Source organism: Sphingomonas mangrovi (assembly GCF_047975845.1).
GTDB lineage: Bacteria > Pseudomonadota > Alphaproteobacteria > Sphingomonadales > Sphingomonadaceae > Sphingomonas.
The window spans coordinates 13,971-34,809 of sequence record NZ_JBIUCZ010000012.1 but is presented as its reverse complement, the minus strand read 5'-3'; the positions used below and the strand labels follow the sequence as shown (position 1 = coordinate 34,809).

General features: G+C 70.8%; 18 protein-coding genes and 1 pseudogene. 4 read left to right on the top strand and 15 right to left on the bottom strand.

What is annotated here, in order from left to right; genetic code table 11:
* Positions 1-62 precede the first annotated feature (62 nt).
* A complete protein-coding gene (locus ACBY01_RS07975) occupies positions 63-1,271 on the top strand; it encodes an acetyl-CoA C-acyltransferase (RefSeq protein WP_416460272.1) in 1,209 nt (402 codons plus the stop codon).
* Positions 1,268-2,278 (top strand): SMP-30/gluconolactonase/LRE family protein, encoded by a 1,011-nt coding sequence (locus ACBY01_RS07970; RefSeq protein WP_416460271.1) that lies wholly within the window; start codon positions 1,268-1,270, stop codon positions 2,276-2,278. The genes ACBY01_RS07975 and ACBY01_RS07970 overlap by 4 nt, the downstream gene beginning before the upstream one ends.
* 133 nt (positions 2,279-2,411) lie before the next feature.
* Here ACBY01_RS07970 and ACBY01_RS07965 read toward each other — a convergent pair whose 3' ends face one another.
* Entirely contained in the window at positions 2,412-3,191 is a 780-nt protein-coding gene (locus ACBY01_RS07965; RefSeq protein WP_416460270.1) for an SDR family oxidoreductase, read from the bottom strand.
* Between the two features lie 108 nt (positions 3,192-3,299).
* Between ACBY01_RS07965 and ACBY01_RS07960 the strand changes: the two genes are divergently transcribed.
* Complete coding sequence (locus tag ACBY01_RS07960) at positions 3,300-5,456, top strand: histidine kinase dimerization/phosphoacceptor domain -containing protein (RefSeq protein ID WP_416460269.1); 2,157 nt, start codon at positions 3,300-3,302, stop codon at positions 5,454-5,456.
* Between the two features lie 202 nt (positions 5,457-5,658).
* Here ACBY01_RS07960 and ACBY01_RS07955 read toward each other — a convergent pair whose 3' ends face one another.
* The 13 genes and pseudogenes from ACBY01_RS07955 to ACBY01_RS07895 all read right to left on the bottom strand — a co-directional run bounded on the left by ACBY01_RS07955 (position 5,659) and on the right by ACBY01_RS07895 (position 17,290).
* Complete coding sequence (locus ACBY01_RS07955) at positions 5,659-7,053, bottom strand: UdgX family uracil-DNA binding protein (protein ID WP_416460268.1); 1,395 nt, start codon at positions 7,051-7,053, stop codon at positions 5,659-5,661.
* Position 7,054: 1 nt separating this feature from the next.
* The gene (locus ACBY01_RS07950; RefSeq protein ID WP_416460267.1) at positions 7,055-7,540 is read right to left on the bottom strand and encodes a hemerythrin domain-containing protein; all 486 of its coding nucleotides are present in this window, start codon (positions 7,538-7,540) and stop codon (positions 7,055-7,057) included.
* A 70-nt stretch (positions 7,541-7,610) separates the two neighbouring features.
* On the bottom strand, positions 7,611-8,858 hold the full coding sequence (locus ACBY01_RS07945) for a putative DNA modification/repair radical SAM protein (RefSeq protein WP_416460266.1): 1,248 nt from the start codon (positions 8,856-8,858) through the stop codon (positions 7,611-7,613).
* A gap of 46 nt (positions 8,859-8,904) precedes the next feature.
* Entirely contained in the window at positions 8,905-10,380 is a 1,476-nt protein-coding gene (locus tag ACBY01_RS07940; protein WP_416460265.1) for a hypothetical protein, read from the bottom strand.
* 80 nt (positions 10,381-10,460) lie between these two features.
* The gene (locus ACBY01_RS07935) at positions 10,461-10,865 is read right to left on the bottom strand and encodes a hypothetical protein (protein WP_416460264.1); all 405 of its coding nucleotides are present in this window, start codon (positions 10,863-10,865) and stop codon (positions 10,461-10,463) included.
* A gap of 37 nt (positions 10,866-10,902) precedes the next feature.
* Positions 10,903-11,439 (bottom strand): demethoxyubiquinone hydroxylase family protein, encoded by a 537-nt coding sequence (locus ACBY01_RS07930; RefSeq protein WP_416460263.1) that lies wholly within the window; start codon positions 11,437-11,439, stop codon positions 10,903-10,905.
* Positions 11,436-11,918: a disulfide bond formation protein B gene (locus tag ACBY01_RS07925; protein ID WP_416460329.1), complete on the bottom strand. Its 483-nt coding sequence runs from the start codon at positions 11,916-11,918 to the stop codon at positions 11,436-11,438. The genes ACBY01_RS07930 and ACBY01_RS07925 overlap by 4 nt, the downstream gene beginning before the upstream one ends.
* The gene (locus tag ACBY01_RS07920) at positions 11,915-13,252 is read right to left on the bottom strand and encodes a S41 family peptidase (RefSeq protein ID WP_416460262.1); all 1,338 of its coding nucleotides are present in this window, start codon (positions 13,250-13,252) and stop codon (positions 11,915-11,917) included. The genes ACBY01_RS07925 and ACBY01_RS07920 overlap by 4 nt, the downstream gene beginning before the upstream one ends.
* Positions 13,253-13,333: 81 nt before the next feature.
* Positions 13,334-14,497 (bottom strand): murein hydrolase activator EnvC family protein, encoded by a 1,164-nt coding sequence (locus ACBY01_RS07915; RefSeq protein WP_416460261.1) that lies wholly within the window; start codon positions 14,495-14,497, stop codon positions 13,334-13,336.
* Complete coding sequence (locus tag ACBY01_RS07910; RefSeq protein WP_416460260.1) at positions 14,497-14,919, bottom strand: 23S rRNA (pseudouridine(1915)-N(3))-methyltransferase RlmH; 423 nt, start codon at positions 14,917-14,919, stop codon at positions 14,497-14,499. The genes ACBY01_RS07915 and ACBY01_RS07910 overlap by 1 nt, the downstream gene beginning before the upstream one ends.
* A gap of 13 nt (positions 14,920-14,932) precedes the next feature.
* Positions 14,933-15,328, bottom strand: coding sequence for a ribosome silencing factor (gene rsfS, locus ACBY01_RS07905; RefSeq protein ID WP_416460259.1), 396 nt, complete (start codon positions 15,326-15,328; stop codon positions 14,933-14,935).
* 8 nt (positions 15,329-15,336) lie between these two features.
* Positions 15,337-15,969, bottom strand: a pseudogene (locus tag ACBY01_RS07900) (nicotinate-nucleotide adenylyltransferase); the annotation flags it as partial.
* A 52-nt stretch (positions 15,970-16,021) separates the two neighbouring features.
* A complete protein-coding gene (locus ACBY01_RS07895) occupies positions 16,022-17,290 on the bottom strand; it encodes a glutamate-5-semialdehyde dehydrogenase (RefSeq protein ID WP_416460258.1) in 1,269 nt (422 codons plus the stop codon).
* Between the two features lie 77 nt (positions 17,291-17,367).
* Between ACBY01_RS07895 and ACBY01_RS07890 the strand changes: the two genes are divergently transcribed.
* A complete protein-coding gene (locus ACBY01_RS07890) occupies positions 17,368-18,441 on the top strand; it encodes a DUF3667 domain-containing protein (protein ID WP_416460257.1) in 1,074 nt (357 codons plus the stop codon).
* A 369-nt stretch (positions 18,442-18,810) separates the two neighbouring features.
* Here the strand turns inward: ACBY01_RS07890 and ftsH are convergent, their stop codons facing one another.
* A complete protein-coding gene (gene ftsH / locus ACBY01_RS07885) occupies positions 18,811-20,775 on the bottom strand; it encodes an ATP-dependent zinc metalloprotease FtsH (RefSeq protein WP_416460256.1) in 1,965 nt (654 codons plus the stop codon).
* Positions 20,776-20,839: the final 64 nt, after the last annotated feature.

Here is a 20,839-nt window from a genome sequence, read left to right as displayed (position 1 = left end):
CGCGACGGGCGTCCTATAGCGAGGGTGAGCAGGCGTAGCAGCGCCGCCCCCGTCAGGAGAGTATGATGTCCGCCGCCGATCCCGCGTCCGATCCCACCGTGATCCTGTCCTACGCCCGCACGCCGATGGGCGGGTTCCAGGGCGCGCTCGCCGCCGTGCCCGCGACCCGGCTGGGCGCCGCCGCGATCCGCGCTGCGGTCGAGCGCGCCGGCATCGCGCCCGCGGACGTCGAGCGCGCCTATATGGGTTGCGTGCTGTCGGCCGGGCTCGGCCAAGCGCCGGCGCGGCAGGCGGCGCTCCACGCCGGGCTGCCCCAGTCGGTCGAGGCGACCACCGTCAACAAGATGTGCGGATCGGGGATGAAGGCGGCGATGATGGCCGCCGACACGCTCGCCGCCGGATCGTGCGACGTGATCGTCGCGGGCGGGATGGAGAGCATGTCCAACGCGCCGTACCTGATGACCAAGCACCGCGCCGGCGCGCGGATCGGCCACGACACCGTCTACGACCACATGATGCTCGACGGGCTGGAGGACGCCTACGAGCCCGGCCGCGCGATGGGCACCTTCGCCGAGGACAGCGCCCGCGAATACCAGTTCACCCGGCAGGCGCAGGACGACTTCGCGATCGAATCGCTCACCCGCGCGCAGGCGGCGCAGGCGTCGGGCGCGTTCGACCGCGAGATCGTTGCGGTCGAGGTGGTCGGCCGTAAGGGCAGCGTCACCGTCGACCGCGACGAGCAGCCGGCCAAGGGCGACGTCGCCCGCATCCCGACGCTCAAGGCCGCCTTCGCCAAGGAAGGCACGATCACCGCGGCCAATGCCTCCTCCATCTCGGACGGCGCGGCGGCGCTGGTGCTGACGCGCGCGTCGGTGGCGGAGGCGCGCGGGCTGACGCCGATTGCCCGCATCGTCGCCCACGCCGCCCACGCCCGCGCGCCGGCGCAGTTCACCACCGCCCCGGTGGCGGCGGTGCGCAGCGTGCTCGACCAGGCCGGCTGGTCGGTCGACGACGTCGACCTGTTCGAGATCAACGAGGCGTTCGCCTGCGTCGCGATGATCGCGATGCACGACCTGAAGATCGGCCACGACCGGGTGAACGTCCACGGCGGCGCGACGGCGCTGGGCCACCCGATCGGCGCTTCGGGCGCGCGCGTGCTCGCGACGCTGCTGTCCGCGCTCGAGCAGCGCGATGCCCGCCGCGGCGTCGCGACGCTGTGCATCGGCGGTGGCGAGGCGACGGCGATGGCGGTCGAGCGGATCGGCGCATGATCGCGCGGCGTGGCCTGTTGGGGGCGGGGCTCGCGCTGCCGCTCGGCGCGCGGGCGCTCGCCGCGGCGCCGACACCGGCCGCGGGGATCCGCCGCCTGTCGCCCAAGCTCGACGCGATTCTCGACGCCGACGCCGCGGTCGAGATGCTCGGCGGCGGCTACACCTGGACCGAGGGGCCACTGTGGGTGCCGCGCGGCGGCGGCATGCTGCTGTTCTCCGACGTGCCCAAGAACCGCATCTGGCGCTGGCGCCGCGACCGCGGCTTCGACCGGTTCCTCGAACCCTCGGGGCTCGCCGGGCCGATCCCGAAGTCGATCCGCGAAGCGGGCGCCAACGGGCTGACGCTCGACCGGCGCGGTCGGCTGCTGATGGCGGACAGCGGCAGCCGCACGGTCGCGCGGGTCGATTTCGCGACGCGCCGCAAGACGGTGGTGATCGACCGGTTCGCGGGCAAGCGGTTCAACAGCCCCAACGATCTGATCGTCGCGAGCGACGGCGCGCTCTACTTCACCGATCCGCCCTATGGTCTGGCGGGCGAGGGCGAGTCGCCGCTGCGCGAGCTCGACTTCTGCGGCGTCTACCGCCTGAGCGCCGGCGGTCGGCTCGACGTGCTCGACCGCAGCGTCACCCGCCCCAACGGCATCGCGCTCTCGCCCGACGAAGCGACGCTCTACGTTTCGGTCTCCGACACCGCCGGGCCGGTGTTGTTCGCCTATGCGCTCGACGCGCGTGGTTTTCCCACCGGGCGGCGGGTGCTGGTAGACTTCGCCGCCGATCACCGCGCCCGCGCCCCCGGTATGCCCGACGGCATGAAGGTCGCGCCCGAAGGGCATCTGTTCGCGAGCGGCCCCGGCGGCATCCACGTGCTGAGCCCGGAGGGTGAGCGGCTGGGCCTGATCCAGACCGGCGACATCGTCGCCAACTGCGCGATCGGCGAGGGCGGCGCGGCGCTGTACCTGACCTCCAACCACGCGATCGCGCGGGTGCCGCTCAAGCCGCGGAGATAGGTGCGGGCGTTCGGATACCGTGACGCGTACCCCGGCGGAGGCCGGGGCCCAGTTGCGGCGTCCAAGGATAGGGAGCGCGTATCCCAGCCACCTTCCCAACTGGGCCCCGGCCTTCGCCGGGGCACGACAAGTGTCAGAGAATCCCCGGGAAGCTCCCGCCGTCGATCAGCAGGCTCTGCCCGGTGATGTAGCCCGCCTGCGCCGAGCACAGGAAGGCGCAAGCCGCGCCGAACTCGGCCGGGGTGCCCAGTCGCTTCGCCGGAATCGACGCTTCGCGCTTGGCGCGCTCCTCGGCCTCGCTCGCGCCGGACTTCTCCGCCGCCTGCGCGACGATGCTGGCGATGCGATCGGTGTCAAACGATCCGGGCAGCAGGTTGTTGATCGTCACGTTGGCGTGCGCCACCGAGCGGGCGACCCCCGCCACCAGACCCGTGAGCCCGGCACGCGCGCCGCTCGACAGGTCGAGGCCGGGGAGCGGCATCTTCACCGACCCCGAGGTGATGTTGACGATCCGGCCGAAGCCGCGCTCGACCATGCCGGGCAGCAGCGCGTGGATCAGCAGCGTCGGGGTGACGAGGTTGCTCTCCAGCCCCGCGCGGATCTTGTCGGCGTCGAGCGCCTCGAACGGGCGCAGCGGCGGGCCGGCGTTGTTGTTGACCAGGATGTCCGCGTCCGGCGCCGCGGCGATCAGCGCGGCGCGGCCCTCGTCGGTGCCGACGTCGGCGACCACCGCGATCACCTCGACGTCGCTTCTCCGGCGGATCGCGTCGGCGGTCGCCTCCAGCTTCGCGGCGTCGCGGCCGTTGAGGACGATCCGCACGCCGGCGTGCGCCAGCGCCTCGGCGCAGCCGCGGCCGAGCCCGGCGCTCGACGCGCAAACGATCGCGGTCCGTCCGGCGATGCCAAGGTCCATGCCCGTTGCTCCTATAATGCTCCCGGGCCGTGGAGCGCGGGAGGCGGTATTTGCGTTCGGGCAGGGCATGCGTCATCCTGGGCGCCGAGGCAAAGGATTGCGTAACGCGTGACGACAGTTGAGAAAATCGAGGATGGCGCCCCGCTCGGACAGGACCTGACGGCCTGCGATCGTGAGCCCATTCACCTGTCCGGCGCGATCCAGCCGCACGGGTTGCTGCTGATCGTCGACTCGGCGACGCTGCGCACCGTCGCGGGTGCTGGCGACCTCGAAACGCGGCTCGCGCCCGACTGGCTCGACCGGCCGGTCGCGGAGCTGCTCGGCCAGGACATCGGCGCGCTGTTGCGCTCGGCGGACGTCGGCCCCGGCGGCACGCTGCGGCTAGCGCCGGTCGTGCTGGCCGAAGGCATGGTCGACGCGAGCCTGCACCGTTCCGGAGACATGCTGATCGTCGAGCTGGAGCCGGCGCCGGCGAACCCGCGCCCGGCGGGCGAAGTGCTCGTCGGTCTGGAGGCGGCGGCCGCCACCTTCGAGCGCGCGGCCGATCTGGTGCAGCTGTGCGAGCGTGCCGCGCTCGCCTTCCGCCGCCTCACCGGGTTCGACCGGGTGATGATCTACCGCTTCCTCGACGACGGCGCCGGAGTGGTGCTGGCCGAGGATCGCGCGCCGGGGCTGGAGACGTTCCTCAACCATCATTTCCCCGCGTCCGACATTCCGCGACAGGCGCGTGCGCTCTACGTGCGCAACCGCGTGCGGGTGATCCCCGACGCGGGCTATGTGCCGGCGCCGATCCGTCCCGATTCGGCGGGGCAGGCGGGGATCGACCTGTCCGACGTCGCGGTGCGCAGCGTGTCGCCGATCCACGTCCAGTATCTGCGCAACATGGGGGTGGAGGCCTCGGCCTCGATCTCGATCGTGCGGGACGGGGTGCTGTGGGGGCTGGTCGCCTGCCACCACAACAGCCCGCGCCGGATGGATTCGGAACTGCGCGCCGCCGCCCGGGCGCTCGCCGGCGGGCTCGCGCGCCAGATCCGCGCGCAGGAGGAGGCCGAGACCTATCGCGAGCGGCTGCGGCTGCACGCGGGGGAAGACCGCGTCGCGGGGCGGCTGGGCGGCGACCAGCCGGTCCGCGTCCAGCTGGCGACGTGCGGCCAGGAACTCGCGGAACTGCTCGACGCCGACGGCTTCGCGCTGGTGTGCGGCGATCACGTCACGCGCGAGGGGCGGTGCCCGGAGACGCGCGACCTGATGCGCCTCGCCGACTGGGTTCGCGGCCAGGGCGGCGGTCTGGTGGTCAGCCGCGAACTGGCCTCGGTGTTTCCGCCCGCCGAGCCCTATGCTGCGATCGGCAGCGGGTTGCTCGGCATGCCGATCGACGGGCTCGACTGCGTCGCGATGTGGTTTCGCGTCGAGGAGGTCGAGCGGGTCAACTGGGCGGGCAATCCGCACAAGGCGGTCGAGGCGGTGCCGGGTGCGGTGCTGTCGCCGCGCGCCTCGTTCGAATCCTGGTCTCAGATCGTGCGCGGCCGCTCGCGCCGCTGGACGCTGGAAGAGGTCAACGCCGCGCATCGCCTGCGCCAGGTCTTCCAGGAACTGCGCCAGAGCGCGCGGCTGCGCGAGCTCAACCGCCAGCTGTCGATCGCCAACCAGGATCAGGAAGCGCTGCTGCGGCAGAAGGACGTGCTGATGCACGAGGTCAACCACCGCGTGCAGAACAGCCTGCAGCTGGTGTCGGCCTTCCTCGGCATGCAGGCGCGCACCGTCGGCGACGCGGCGCTGACCGGCTATCTGACGGAGGCGCAGGCGCGGCTGTCCGCGGTGGCGCTGGTCCACCGGCGGCTTTATCGGGACGACCAGGTCGAGGCGGTCGAACTCAGCCGCTACCTCGACGAGCTGATGGCGGACATGCGCGCCTCGCTGGGGCCGGAATGGGGCGCGGTGCTGCGCGTCTATCTCGCGCCGGTGCTGGTGCCGACCAGCCGCGCGGTCGACATCGGCCTGATCGCGACCGAGCTCGTCATCAATGCCACCAAATACGCCTATCCGGGCGCGACCGGCCCGATCACCGTGACGCTGGAGCAGCATCGGGCCGAGCTGCGGCTGATCGTCGAGGACGACGGGCGCGGCAAGACCGGCGACGGTGCCGGCTTCGGCAGCCGGATGATGAACGCGCTGGTGGACCGGCTGGGCGGCGAACTGACCTCCGAGGACAATCACCCGGGGCTGCGCGTAATCCTCACCGCACCGATCGAGGAGCGGCGCTGACGCGTACCGACATTCATCGTGGGAGTCCCGCACTCCTCCTTCCTCCGTTCGCCTCGAGTAGCCGTCGAGCACGTCGAGACGGCGTATCGAGAGGTCGGCGTTCGCGGCTCTCTCGATACGGGCTCTCGACAAGCTCGATCCCTACTCGAGACGAACGGAGACTGTGCGAAGGTCGAGCCGATCTAGCGCGTCCGCCCCGCCGTCAGCCCAGCCGGGCGGCGGCGGTGCGCAGGTCCTCGACGAAGCGGCCGTATTCGTCCTCGGCCTTGGCCTTGTCGGGGATGCGCAGCAGGTAGCTGGGGTGGACGGTGATCCAGCCCTCGCCGCCGTCGGGCAAGGCGATGGCACGGCCGCGCTCGCGACCGATCGTGACGGTGCGGCCGAGCAGCGAGCGGGCGGCGGTGGCGCCGAGTGCGACCGTGACCTCCGGCTTCACCAGCGCGGTTTCCTGCTCGATCCACCAGCGGCAGGCGTCGATCTCCCCGGCATCGGGCTTGCTGTGGATGCGCCGCTTGCCGCGCGGCTCGAACTTGAAATGCTTGACCGCATTGGTGACGTAGACGGTCGAGCGATCGACGCCCGCCTGCGCCAGCGCGCGATCGAACACCTGGCCGGCCGGGCCGACGAACGGTTTGCCGGCCAGATCCTCCTGATCGCCGGGCTGCTCGCCGACGAACATCAGCCGCGCGTCGACCGGGCCTTCGCCGAAGACGGTCTGGGTCGCGGGCTTCCACAGGGGGCAGCGCTTGCAGCCCAGCGCCTCCTCGCGCAGCGCCTCCCATGCGGCCTGGATGTTGCCGCCGATCTGGGTGCGCGCCTTGTCGATCATGCCGGCCTCTCGTGCCTGCGCGCCCGCGATCAGCTGTCCGACCAGCGCCGTCTCGGGCATGTTCTTCCAATATTTGCGCGGCATTTCCTTCAACATCGCGCCCTTCTTGAGCCGCGCAGGGTTGAAGATGGAGGCGTAATAGGTCTTCCACACCTCCTCGATCGGATCGCCGTCGGGCGCATCGGCACGGGTGGCGCCGGGGCCTTCGGTCAGCGTCTCGCCGTCCCAGTGCAGCGACACTTCGGGCGTCAGGATCGACCAGCGCATGCTCGCGAAGCGGTTGACGAAGAACGCCGCGTTGGCGCGCACGATATGGTGCTCGGGCTCGAACCAGGCGACGTAGCGGCTGGTGCCGTCGTCCTCCGCCACCTCGCGGAAGCGCAGGAAGGCACGCATCTTGTGGATGTCGCGGCGGACTTCCTTGGCGAGCCCCTCCAGCTTGCGCACCAGCGGGTCGGCGCGATCCTCGATCAGCCGCGGCTGGGCGCGAAGCCGACACAGCAAGGTGTAGAGCAGCGCGAAGCGATCGGGCGCCGAGGCCATGATGACGTCGCGCGCGAGATCGAGGAACGCGCGCGGGACCGAGAAGCCCGGATTGGCGGCGGGCGCCGGCGGCGTCTCCGCCGCGCCCTGCGCGAACAGGTCGCCGACGCCGTCGCCTGCGCGCCACACCACCTGGTCGGGCGCCACCCCCTCGGCCGCGAGCCCGCGCGCGGCGTCGCGCCACGCGTCGAAATCGTCGGGAGCCGAAAGGGTGACGCCGCGCACGTTACTCGCGCTCGTCGCTGCCGGGCGGGTTGTTCTTGGCTTCCTTCAGCTCCTTGGGCTTGCGATCCTCATAGACGTCGGCGAGCTTTTCCTCGGTTACGTCGTCGAGCTCCTCGGCCGCGGCGGGGAACATCTCTTCCTCCTCCTCGTCGATGTGGTGCTCGTAGCGGCGACGCATGTGGAAGAACTTCTCCTTCCACTCATCCGAATCGAACTCCAGGTCCATCAGCTCGCCCAAGAGGTCGTCGACCTCCTTGTGCTCGGACACCGAATGGCGTGCGTCGTCGCGCAGCTCGGGCTCGCCGAGCATCGTCGCATAGAGCGACTCCTCCTCGGCCGCGGCGTGGCTCTGCAGCTCCAGCCGGAACTTCTCGAACAGCTTCTTGCGCTCGCCCTTGGCGGTGGCGAAGTCGCCGAGCTCGGCGAGCATCTTGCGCTGCTTGTCGTGGTCGCGTTTCAGGTCTTCGTAGATGCGGGCGTCCGCCATGCTGTTCCTCCCTAGGGTTCTGGAGGGGACAACCGGCGGCGGGCTGCGGCGTTTCACCCGCGAATCACTCTCACGCGGCGAACAGCTCCAGCTGCTGTTTCTTCGGTGCGACGAGCGGCTTCAATTCGGCGCGGTCGGTGAGCGCCACCGGCCGCCAGTCCTCGGCAATGAGGAACGGGCGCAGCTTCTTGATCGAGACGGTAAGCCGCGCGACGTCGTCGAGCCGCAGTCGTCGCCAGCGGCGCGCCGACAGGATCGCGTTGACCGCCTTCACGCCCAGGCCGGGCACGCGCAGCAGCGCCTCACGCGGGGCGCGGTTGACGTCGACGGGGAAGTGGTCGCGAAACTTGAGCGCCCAAGCGAGCTTGGGGTCGATGTCGAGCGGCAGCATGCCGGTCGCATCGTCGGCCGCGGCGCGCACTTCCTCGGGCTTGTAGTCGTAGAAGCGCATCAGCCAGTCGGACTGGTAGAGCCGGTGCTCGCGCATCAGCGGCGGGCGCTGGAGCGGCAGCACCGCCGACGCCTCGGGAATCGGGCTGAACGCGGAGTAGTAGACGCGGCGCAGCTCGAAGCGGTCGTAGAGGGTGGCGGCGCGGCCGACGATGTCGCGATCGGTGGCGGCGTCGGCGCCGACGATCATCTGGGTCGACTGGCCGGCGGGGGCGAAGCGCGGCGCGCTGCGGTAGCGCTTGCGGGCGTCGGTGCCGTCGACGATCGCGGAGCGCATCCCGTCCATCGCGCCTTCGATCTGCGTTTCCGACTTCTCCGGCGCCAGCCGCTTGAGCCCGCTCGCGGTGGGCAGCTCGACGTTGATCGAGACGCGATCGGCGTGGAGCCCGGCCTGGTGGATCAGCTCCGGATCGGCGTCGGGAATGGTTTTCAGGTGGATGTAGCCGCGGAAATCATGGTCTTCGCGCAAGGACCGCGCGACCTCGACCAGCTGCTCCATCGTGTAGTTGGACGAACGGATGATGCCCGAGGAGAGGAACAGCCCCTCGATATAATTGCGGCGGTAGAAGCTGAGCGTCAGCCGCACGACCTCCTCGGCGGTAAAGCGCGCGCGGCGCACGTTCGAGCTCTTGCGGTTGATGCAATAGTGGCAGTCGAAGATGCAGCTGTTGGTCAAGAGGATCTTGAGCAGCGAGATGCAGCGGCCGTCGGGCGCATAGGCGTGGCAGATGCCCATACCCTCGGTCGAGCCCAGCCCCTTGCCGTCGGCCGAGTTGCGCTTGGCGGTGCCCGACGAGGCGCAGGACGCGTCGTACTTCGCCGCATCGGCGAGAATCGCCAGCTTCTCCCGGGTATCCAGCTGCGCCATCTGTTCCATCTATGTTCGAATGCGAACCGATGCAACGCTTGGAAGTTCAGGCGGTTGCGGGGATCTCCGCGCGGGCATCGGCGCGCCACGCCAGCCAGCCGACCAGCCCCAGCAGCGGCAGCGCCACCAACGCCCAGATGCCCAACCCCTCCCACGGGGTAAAGCCCAGCCACTCGTCGGCGACGGTGCGCAGATAGCCGGGCGCAAACCGTTCGAGCAGCACCGCACGCCACAGCGCGAACTCGAAGGAGCTCGGCGCGGCGATCTCGGCCGAGGCGATCATCAGGTTGATCGCCATCGATAGCGCCAGCAGCTGCACCGAAAGCAAGCGCGCGACCGGCGTGCGCAGCGCCGACCAGAAGCCGGCGAGCCCCAGCCCCAGGAAGGCGAGCGCCGGCACCGCGTGGCGCGGCCCCGTCGAATTGCCGCCGTCCCAGTAGTAATAGGCGGCGTTGTAGAGGAAGGGCAGCACGCTCAGCACCGCGGCCAGCACCACCAGGCTGCGATGGCGCCGGTCGACGAACAGCCGGAGCAGGCCGAGCGGGGCGAGCAGGAGCACGGGGGAGACCCAGAGGATACCGCGATACGGCCCGAACACGATCTCCCGCAGCACCGCCGGCTTGGGATAGGTCAGGCCGAAGAAGCCCTGCTGCATGCCGTCGAAGCCGCTCACCCCCGAATAGCCCGACTGGAACGGCGAGCCGAAGACAAGGGCGTTGTAGGCGAACAGCGGCGCGACGGCGACGAGGGCGACGCCGACCGCGGCGAGCATCGCTGGCAGCCGCCGGGCCAGCGGCCAGCCGTGCATCCGCCACAGCGCCCACACGCCGATCGGCAGCGCCTCGAGCACCAGCGGCGGCTCGATGACCAGTCCCCAGCCGAGCGCCAGCCCGGCGAGCGCGGCATAGCGGGTCGCGCCGAGGCCGCCGGGGTCGCGCGTGCCGCGCCACACCGCCCAGACGGCGATCACCAGCATCGCCCCCGCCGCGGCATGGCCGAACAGCGTCGTCGCCCATCCCCAGGCGATCGACCCCAGCGCATAGCCGACCGCGCCGAACAGCCCGGCGCTATTGCTGCGGGTGACGCCACGGCCGAGATCGAACAGCAGCGCCGCCGCGATCGCCACCAGCAGCGCGGAGGTGAACACCGCCGCCAGCCGCTCGCGGATCTTGAGGAAGCGGTTGAAGCCGGGATCCTGAAAATCGAGCCGGTGGAACTCGGCGCGGTCGCCGCTGACCGCATCGGCGAGCAGGACGAACGGCACCGCCATCAGCGTCATGCCCGGTGCCTTGTCGGTGTAGTAATGCTCGCCGAACTGCGCGCGGTCGATCGTCAGCCCGGCATATTCGTCGATCGTCGCGTCGCCCTGCTCGGCGATCGACAGCGCCGCGTACATGCGGGTGGCGTTGTTGGGGTTGAACTCCCACGATCCGAACCAGCCGCAGGAGAACCACACCAGCGCGAACAGCAGCCAGGCGATCGGATCGCGAAGCAGTCCCGTCCGTCCGCTCTGCCCCGTCATGCCCTCGTCCATCCCGCTTCAAGCCGCGTCCGGCTACGACGCCCGCGGGCGCAAGGCAATGGCAGGCACGGCCGCGGCCCTCAGGGGACGGATGCCTCCGCTTCGGCCTGGCGGGCGCGGCGCTCGGCGCGCCAGCGGTTCGCCTCCTGCACGAAACAGCCCGATTGGCTGGCGGCACCGACGACGCCGCAGCTGCCGACGCCGGTCTGGCCCGCTTCCAGGGCCGACTGCTGGCGCACGGCCCAGCTCTGCTGGTCGGGCGACACCTCGGTGGTGCGCAGTTCCTTGGGGATGCGGAAGCGCTCTTCCTCGCCGCGGCGCACGCACACGACGATCTCCTCGCCGCTGCTGTTGGTCGGGCATTTGTCGTTGCCGTAGATCACCAGCACGCCGTTCTGCGCCGCGTTCTGGGCGACTGCGGGTGCGGACAGTCCCAGCACCGGCGCACCCAGGCCGATCACCGCCATCAGCATCCATTTCGCCATCGATCGTCTCCTGTTGCCACCGGTCAACGCGGCAACCTCATATGCGTTTCGAAATGCCGATCGCCAGCCGGCAGCCGAGCCGGATCGCGGCGGACAGCACCGGATAGCCGACCGCCTGTTCGGCCCCGTGCGCGAGGGCGGCTTCCTTGTGCTCCAGTTCCTCGGCCTGGAACTCGCGCACCGCGGCCGACAGCTCGGGCTCGTCGTCGCGCAGCTCGGCGAGCTGCTGGTCGTAATGCTTGTCGATCTCGGTCTCGACCGCGGCGGTGCAGGCCATCGCCGCCTCCGGGCCGATCGCGGCGGTGACGGCACCCAGCGCGAAGCCGGCGACGTTCCAGATCGGCTGGAGCAGGGTGGGGCGCACGCCGCGCTCGACGATCCGCGCGTCGAACCAGGCGCGGTGGCGCTCCTCCTGCTTGGCCATGCCGACGATCTCGCGTGCCAGCCGGGTGCGATCGCCCATCACCGCCAGCTGCCCGGCATAGATGCGCGTCGCGCCATATTCGCCCGCCTGATCCACCCGGATCATCTGGGGCACCGGCTCGCGCCGGTCGCCGGGCCGCCAGCGGCTCATGTTCGTTTTCCCACCATCACGAAGATCGCCAACGCGGCAGCGAGCGAAAAGATCGCATTGTATCCGGCGAGCGAGATCCCGGCGAGCGTCCATTGCGGCACGTCGCAGCGGATCACCGGCGCCTTCATGATCGTGTCGAGCATGTTGGCGCTGCCGCCAGAGAACGGCGTCGAGCAGCCGGTGATGCCCTGCCACCAGCCATATTCGACGCCGGCGTGGAAGACGCCGATCGCACCGCTGATCGCGATGGCGACCCCCGCCAGCACCACCAGCGCGACCCGCGCCGAGGTGCGGGGCACCAGGAAGCTCAGCACCGCCAGCGCGATCGCGGCATAGTGCGGCCAGCGCTGCCAGTGGCACATCTCGCACGGATAGAGCCCGCCGAAGAACTGCGAGCCGAGCGCGCCCGCCATCAGCGCCAGCGGCGCGAGCAGCGCGAGCCAGCGCGCCGCCTGGATGTTGCGGCTGCGCACGCTCAGCGCTTCCGCGCCGGCGAGGCGGTCGCCACCGCGCGCGGCGCCGGGCCGAGCCGGCCGAGCGTCTGCAGCGCGTAGTGGAGCTGGAAGTCCTCGATCCCGCGCTTCTTGAGCGCCTCGGCGCTTTCGGTGAAGCGGGGGTCGTCCTTGCCGTCGTCCTCCAGCACCGAATTGTCGACCTTGGCCTCGTTGATCAGGTGGCGGCGCAGGTCGGCCTCGCGGAACACCGGCCGGTCCTTGTAGTCGGGGTCGGAAATCTGCGGCACCTTCAGGTCCGGCTCGATCCCGCCTTCCTGCACCGATCGGCCCGACGGCGTGTAGTAGCGCGCGGTGGTGAGGCGCAGCGCCGTCTGCGGCCCGAGCGGCAGCAGCGTCTGCACCGATCCCTTGCCGAAGGTCCGCTCGCCCATCACGATCGCGCGGTGGTGGTCCTGGAGCGCGCCGGCGACGATCTCGGACGCGGAGGCGGTGCCCGAATCGACCAGCACGATCACCGGCAGCCCCTGCGCCAGATCGCCCTTCTCCGCATAATAGCGTTCGATGTCGGTCTTTTCGCGGCCGCGCTGCGAGACGATCTCGCCGTGGTCGAGGAACACGTCCGACACCTCGATCGCCTCGTTCAGCAGGCCGCCGCCGTTCTCGCGCAGGTCGACGACGTAGCCGAGCGGCTTGCGGCCCAGCGACTTGTCGATCGCGGCGATCGCGGCGCGCGTGTCGGCGCCGGTCTGGGCGGAGAAGGTGTTGATGTTGATGATGCCGATGCCGTCCTTCACCTCCCACTTCACGGGCTTTTGGACGATGATCTCGCGCGTCATCGTGGCGGTAATCGGCTTTTCCTGGCCCGGACGGACCAGCGTCAGCGTGACTTTGGTGTTGGCGGGGCCGCGCATCTGCGCGATCGCCTCGTCGAGCGAACCGCCGTAGATCAGCTTGCCGTCGATGTGGGTGATGAAGTCGCCCGCCTTGATGCCCGCGCGTGCCGCCGGCGTGTCCTCGGTCGGGGCGATCACCTTGATCGCGCCGTCGACCATCGTCACCGTCAGGCCCAGCCCGCCGTAGTTGCCCTCGGTCGCGATGCGCATGTTGTCGAAGTCGAGCGCGTCGACATAGGAGCTGTGCGGATCGAGGGCCGAGAGCATCCCCTGGATCGCACCCTTCACCAGCACCTTGTCGTCGACCTGGTCGACATAAGACGCTCGGACGCGGTTGTAGACGTCCATGAAGCTGTCGAGCTCGCGATAGCTGTCGCTGTCGGCCTGCGCCAAGGCGCCGTTGGCGATCGGCACGAGCGCCAGCGCGCCCACGATCGCGGTGGCCTGAAGAAGCGGGCGGACCATGCGGGGAACCTTATGAACGGACATGCTGCACCGGAATAGCGGCAAAGCGAGGCCGCGTAAAAGGAACTCTGAAGGCGTGCCTCAGCCGAGCATCGCCGCCAGGTCGATCGGCTCGCCGCGCCGGCGCAGCTCGACGGTGACGTGCGGCGCGTCGCCGCCCGGCGCCGTCCCGAGCGGGGCGCCGGTGGCGACGGTGACGCCGCGCCGTACGGCTGCGCGGTCGAGTCCGGTGATCAGCGTCGTCCAGCCGTCGCCGTGGTCGAGCAGCACGATCGTGCCGTAGCTGCGGAACCGCCGGGCGAGGAGCACGCGGCCGGCGAGCGGCGCCACCACCGCGGCGCCCGGCTTCACGGTCAGCGTCAGCCCGCGTGCGCGCACGCCCGCGTCGGAAATCTCGCCGAAGCCGGTCGCGACGCGGCCCGCCACCGGCAGCCGATAGGGCGAGCGGCGACGCCCCGGCGGGTCGGGCTCCGGGCGAAGCAGCGGCCCCGACAGCGAGGCGAGCTGGTCCTCGGTCGCGGCGGCGATCTGCGTCTGCTGCATCTGCTCGACGATGTCGCGCGCGCGTTCGCCGAGCGCGATGGCGCGGTCCGATTCGACCAGTGCGGTGCGGCCCAGCGTGCGCGAGCGCAGCCGCTCCGCCGCCTCCAGCCGCACCAGTTCGAGCCGCTCGCTCTCCAGCGCCTGGCGGCTCGCGGCGCGTGCCTGCACGGCAGCCCCGGCGTCGCGGCGGGTGCGATGCACCTCGGCCAGTTCGGTGCGCACCGCGGCGGTGCGGCGGTGGACCGCGGGAAGCACCGTCGCGAGCACCGCGCGGACGTGGACCGCGTCGGCGGTCGTGCCCGGCTGCGCCACCGCGGCCACGGCCGGGCGCCGGGCGAGCGACTGGAGCGCCGCCATCAGCCGCACGATCGGCCGGCGCCGCTCGGCCAGCTCCTGCTGGCGCTCGGCGAGCAGCCGTCCGACGACCGCGACCCGCGCCTCGGCGGCGCGATAGTCCGCTTCGGCCGCGGCGATGCGCGCGGCCATGCTGCGCCGGCGGACGGCCGCTCGGTCGGCAGCGGTGCTGGCGGCGGCGGCCTGCCGTTCGAGCGCGCGGGCGCGCTCGGCGGCGCGCGCGGCATCGGCTTTCGCAGTGCGCAGCCGGTCGCGCTGGACGTCGAGCGGGGAGGGGGCGGCGCCCACCGAGGCGGTGCCCGCGAGCAGGACGAGCAGCGCGGCCAAAGCTCGCGGGAACGCGCGCATCAGCCTTCGCGGTGGTAGGGGTGGTTGGCGAGGATGCTGGCGGCCCGCCACAATTGCTCGGCGAGCATCGCCCGCGCCATCATGTGCGGCCACGTCAGCCGGCCGAACGAGACCAGCAGGTCGGCCTCGGCACGGTCGGCGTCGTCGAAGCCGTCGGCAGCACCGATCAGGAAGCGCGCCTCGCGCACGCCGTCGTCGCGCCACCGCCCCAGGATCTGCGCGAAGTCGCGCGAGGGCAGGTCGCGGCCGGTCTCGTCGAGCATCACGATGCGGCTGCCGGGCTCCCGCGGCGGCACGCGGCCGCCCTTGTCGGGAAGCTCGGTGACTCGCGTCGGCCAGGTCACGCGCTTGAGATAGCGGTCGACCAGCTCGGCTTCGGGGCTGCGACCGATGCGCCCGCGTGCGACGATATGCAGCAGCACGGGCGCGAAAGGGTCAGGCGGTGGCGGCGGTGGCGGGTGCCGGGGGGGCGTCGCCGAACGCCCACATGCGCTCCAGATTGTAGAAGCTGCGCACCTCGGGACGGAACAGGTGGACGATCACGTCGCCCGCGTCGATCAGCACCCAGTCGGCGGTCGGCAGCCCCTCGACGCGCGGGCTCCGGCCGAACTCGGCCTTCACCTTCTCGGCGAGCTTGGTCGCCATCGACGCGACCTGACGGCTCGAGCGGCCGGAGGCGACGACCATATAGTCGGCGATGCTGGACTTGCCGGCGAGCGGGATCGACACGGTTTCGACCGCCTGGTCGTCGTCGAGCGAGCTGAGCACGAGGCGATGCAGGGCCTCGATCTCGTCGGTACCGCCTTCGCGTGCGGAAGAGGGGTTGGGCAACTTGTCTCCTAGCCTTTCGTGGCCGTGCGCGCAGGATCATGGTGCGGCTTGCTGTGCCGGTGCCAGGCGGGATCGGCGGCACGAATGCCGGTCGCCGACGTCGGATCGGGGCGGAAGCGCAGCAACACGAGTGCCGGCAGACTCCACTTCGTCCATCGTTTCGCCTGGCCTGCGGGCCGCGCATGGCGCCGCAGCCAGCCCATCGCGACACTTGCGCGGGCGCGCCGATCATACCCCGGACGCGCGATCACCGCAATCGGCATGGTGCGCGCGATTTCGCGCCACCCGCGCCAGCGGTGGAACTGCGCCAGATTGTCCGCTCCCATCACCCAGACGAAGCGATGGTCGGGGAAGCGCGCCTTGAGCTTGCGCAGCGTGTCGAGCGTGTAGCGCGTGCCCAGCCGGCGCTCGATGTCGGTCGCGCGGATCCGCGAGTGCCGCGCCATCCGCTCCGCCGAGGCGAGCCGCGCGGCGAAGGGCGCCATATCGGACGCATCGTCCTTCAGCGGGTTGCCGGGCGACACCAGCCACCACAGTTCGTCGAGCTCCAGCGCGCGGATCGCCTGGAGCGAGATGCCGCGATGGCCGCGATGCGCCGGGTTGAACGAGCCGCCGAGAAGACCGATGCGGGACATGGGCGGCCGATGCCAGCAACCGCCGCCGGCCGCAACGGGTGCGCGTCCGGCGCGCGCCTCAGGGCCGGGTCTGGCCGGTTCCCGTCACCGTCCACTTGTAGGTGGTGAGCCCCTCCAGCGCGACCGGCCCGCGTGCGTGCAGCCGCCCGGTCGAAATGCCGATCTCCGCACCCAGCCCGAACTCGCCGCCGTCGGCGAACTGGGTCGAGGCGTTCCACATCACGATCGCCGAATCGACCCCGGCGAGGAACCGCCGGGCGGTGGCGGCATCCTCGGTGACGATCGCGTCGGTGTGGCCCGAACTGTGCCGGGCGATGTGCGCCATCGCCCCGTCGACGCCGTCGACCAGCCGCACCGACAGGATCGCGTCGAGATATTCGGTGTCCCAGTCGGCGTCGTCAGCGGGCCGGACTCGCGCGTCGATCGCCTGCACCTCGCCGTCGCCGCGGAGCTCGCAGCCGGCGTCGGCGAGCGCGGCGAGCAGCGGCGCGGGGTCGGCGAAGCCGCGGTCGACCAGCAGCGTCTCGGTCGCCCCACAGATGCCGGTGCGGCGCAGCTTGGCGTTGACCACCAGGCTGCGCGCCATCGCCGGATCGGCGGCGGCATCGACATAGCTGTGGTTGATGCCGTCCAGATGCGCGAGCACCGGCACCCGCGCCTCCGCCTGGACACGCGCGACCAGGCTCTTGCCGCCACGCGGCACGACCATGTCGATCAGCCCTTCGGCGGTCAGCATCGCGCCCACCGCCGCGCGATCGGTGGTGGGGACCAGCTGCACCGCGTCGGCCGGCGCGCCGCCCTCCGCCAGTCCGCGCAGCATCGCCGCGTGGAGCGCGCGGTTGCTCTCGATCGCCTCGGACCCGCCGCGCAGGATCGCCGCATTCCCTGCCATCACGCACAGCGCGCCCGCATCGGCGGTGACGTTGGGGCGGCTTTCGTAGACGATGCCGATCACGCCGATCGGCACGCGCACGCGGCGCAGTTCCAGCCCGTTGGGGCGGCGATCCTGCGACAGCGTCTCGCCGACCGGATCGGGCAGCGCGGCGATCGCCTCCACCCCCGCCGCGGTCGCCGCGATCCGCGCCTCGTCGAGCCGCAACCGGTCGAGCAGCGCCGCGCTCAGCCCGCGCTCCTGCTCCCGCGCCATGTCCTGCGCGTTCGCCGCCAGGATCGCGGGGGCGTCGGCACGGATCGCGGCGGCGGCGGCGCGCAGCGCGGCGGCCTTGGTCGCGGTCGGCAGCGCGGCGAGCTGTCGCGCGGCGGCGCGGGCGCGCGTCCCCATCGCGCGGATGGTGGCGACGGCGTCCTCGGGCGGCTGGGCGTTCATGTCGCCTGCCTAGCATGGCCGATCGCGCCTCCCAAAGCCTCTCGACAGCCGGAACGAAGCTGATAGCGTCTCGGGTCATGGGGGACGTGGAGGCAGGGGGCGGCATCGCCACGGGGGCAGTGTTCGCGCGCGCGGTGGCGCCGGGGTCTGGCGGAGGACACGGACCGCACGGTTCTCCGTCGGGCGAGGCGGCGCTGTGCCTCAACTGCGGGACGGCGCTGGTCGGGCCGCACTGCCACCGCTGCGGCCAGGCCGGGCACATCCACCGGACGCTCCACTCGGTGGGCCACGACCTGCTGCACGGCGTGTTCCATTTCGAAGGCCGGATCTGGCACACGCTGCCGATGCTGGTCGCACGGCCGGGCGAGCTCACCCGCCGCTATATCGAGGGCGAGCGGGCGCGGTTCGTGTCGCCGCTGGCGCTGTTCCTCTTCACCATGTTCCTGATGTTCGCGGTGTTCGGCTGGGCCGGGGTCGGCAACTGGATGCACGAGGAGCAGGTCCCGGACCGCATCCTCAAGCTCGATCCGCAGGACGCCGCACGCGGCCGCGCGCGCCTTGCCGAGATCGACCGTGCGATCGCCGACGGCGGCGCGACCGGCCCGGGATTGCGCGCGCTGCAGATCGAACGTTTCGCGGTCGAGCAGGAGCTGGCGGCGGCGCAGGGCAGCGAGCGCGCGCGTGGCGTGCCCGCCAACCTGCGGCAGATCGGAACCAAACTGGAGGCGCAGGGCTATCCCAAGCTCGGCCACAAGCTGCAGAACCCGGAGCTGCTGCTCTACAAGATCAAGTCGAGCAGCTACAAATTCAGCTGGGCGCTGATCCCGCTGTCGCTGCCGTTCCTGTGGCTGCTGTTCCCGTTCAGTCGCGGCATCCGGATGTACGACCACGCGATCTTCGTGACCTACTCGATCGGCTTCATGAACCTGCTGTTCGTGGTGATGACGCTCCTCAGCCTGTCGCCGGCGCTGTCGCGGATCGACGAGTGGCTGCTGTTCGCGCCGCCGCTGCACATGTTCCTGCAGCTGCGCGGGGCCTACCGGCTGGGGTTCTGGAGTGCGGCATGGCGTACGATCGCGCTGATGGGGATCGTGGTGGTGGTGCTGTCGCTGTTCCTGTCGCTGCTCGTCGTGCTGGGGGTGATGGGCTGAGGCGTAGCGCCAGCTGCCGCGCCCGCGGACCGGCGGGACCTTTGCAGGCGGCGCGCGACGCGTCCTCCCGTCAACCTGACGAAGGTCAGGATCCATTGCCGCTCCGCTCGCGGCTCTCTCGATACGGGCTCTCGACAAGCTCGATCCCTACTCGAGACTAACGGGAGCGTGGGAATATCGATCCGACTTAGTGCGACCGCGGTTGTGCCCCTGCGGAGGCAGGGGCCCAGGGTCCGGCGGGGCGACGGCAGCGTTCCGAACCCTAGGCTCCTGCCTGCGCAGGAGCACGGTCGCGGTTTGGGAGCGCGCCAAAGAAAAACCCCTCCGCGAGGGAGTCGCGAAGGGGTTTTTCCTTTCCGGTCGGATCGTTCAGGCGCCGGCGGGGCTGGGGTTGCCGAACGGTCCCTGCGTGCGTCGCGTCTTGGGGATCGAGGTGCCCGCGGCGGCGACCGGGCGGGCAGGGCCGTCGGTCGGGCGGCCCAGGTCCTCGCCGGCGATCAGGCGCTTGATCTCATCGCCGCTCAGCGTCTCGTACTCGAGCAGCGCGCCGGCCAGCGTGTGGAGCTGGTCGACATGCTCGGTGAGCACGTCGCGCGCGCGGGTCAGGCCGCCCTCGACGATGCGCTTGATCTCGTTATCGATCAGTTCGGCGGTCTTGTTCGACATGCGCGCCGGCGCCGACTGCGAATAGCCGAGGAAGCTCTCGCCCTGCGGCTCGGCGTACTCGACCGGGCCGACCGCGTCGGACATGCCCCAGCGGGTGACCATGTCGCGGGCGAGGCTGGTCGCCTGCTGGATGTCGCCAGAGGCGCCCGACGAGACCTTGTCGTAGCCGAAGATGATCTCCTCGGCGATGCGACCGCCCATCGCCACCGACAGGTTCGCGTACATCTTGTCGCGGTGATAGCTGTACGAATCGCGCTCCGGAAGGCGCATCACCATGCCCAGCGCACGGCCGCGCGGGATGATCGTCGCCTTGTGGATCGGGTCCGACGCCGGCTCGTGGAGCGAGACAATGGCGTGGCCGGCCTCGTGATAGGCGGTCATCCGCTTCTCGTCGTCGGTCATCACCATCGAACGCCGCTCGGCGCCCATCATCACCTTGTCCTTGGCTTCTTCGAACTCGAGGTTCGCGACCAGCCGCTTGCCCTTGCGCGCCGCCATCAGCGCCGCTTCGTTGACGAGGTTGGCGAGGTCCGCGCCCGAGAAGCCCGGCGTGCCGCGCGCGATGGTGCGGGCGTCGACGTCGGGCGCCAGCGGCACCTTCTTCATGTGGACCTGCAGGATCTTGATGCGGCCCTCGATGTCGGGGCGCGGCACCACGACCTGGCGGTCGAAGCGGCCCGGTCGCAGCAGCGCCGGATCGAGCACGTCGGGGCGGTTGGTCGCCGCGATGATGATGATGCCCTCGTTCGCCTCGAAGCCGTCCATCTCGACCAGCAGCTGGTTGAGCGTCTGCTCGCGCTCGTCGTTGCCGTTGCCCAGACCCGCGCCGCGATGGCGGCCGACCGCGTCGATCTCGTCGATGAAGACGATGCACGGCGCCGACTTCTTGGCCTGTTCGAACATGTCGCGCACGCGGCTCGCACCGACGCCGACGAACATCTCGACGAAGTCCGAGCCGGAGATGGTGAAGAACGGCACGCCCGCCTCGCCCGCGATCGCGCGGGCGAGCAGCGTCTTGCCGGTGCCGGGCGAGCCGACCAGCAGCGCGCCCTTGGGGATCTTGCCGCCCAGCCGCGCGAACTTCGTCGGGTCCTTCAGGAACTCGACGATCTCCTGGAGCTCCTCGCGCGCCTCGTCGATGCCGGCGACGTCGTCGAAGGTGACCTTGCCTTCCTTCTGCGTGAGCATGCGGGCGCGCGACTTGCCGAAGCCCATCGCACCGTTGGCGCCGCCGCCCTTCTGCATCTGGCGCACGACAAAGAAGGCGATGCCGAGGAAGAGGAGGAAGGGCAGCGCCTGCACCAGCATATACTGCCAGATCGAGGGGCCGTCCTCCGGACGCGCGGTGATCGTCACGCCCGCCTTGCGCAGCCGCTCTGTGAGCTGCGGGTCGTCCATCGCATAGGTGCGAAACTTCTCGCCGTTCGCCTGGGTACCCGAGATCACGTTGGCGGAGACGTTGACGTCCTTGACCGACCCCTCCTCGACCCGGTCGAGGAACGTCGAATAGGGGATCGCCGTGCCGCCCGCCTGGGTGCCCGGGCGGTCGAACATCGCCACGAACAGCGCCAGCGCCATCAGGATGCCCACCCAGATCAGCAGGCTCCGCATCCAGGGATTGCCGTTGCCGCCGTTGTCGGGGCCGGGCTGCTTGTCGTTGTCGTTCATGAAAGCGCGTACCTCTTCGTCTCCGCAAGATAGGCCGCGCCGGATGAATGGCAATGGAACAACG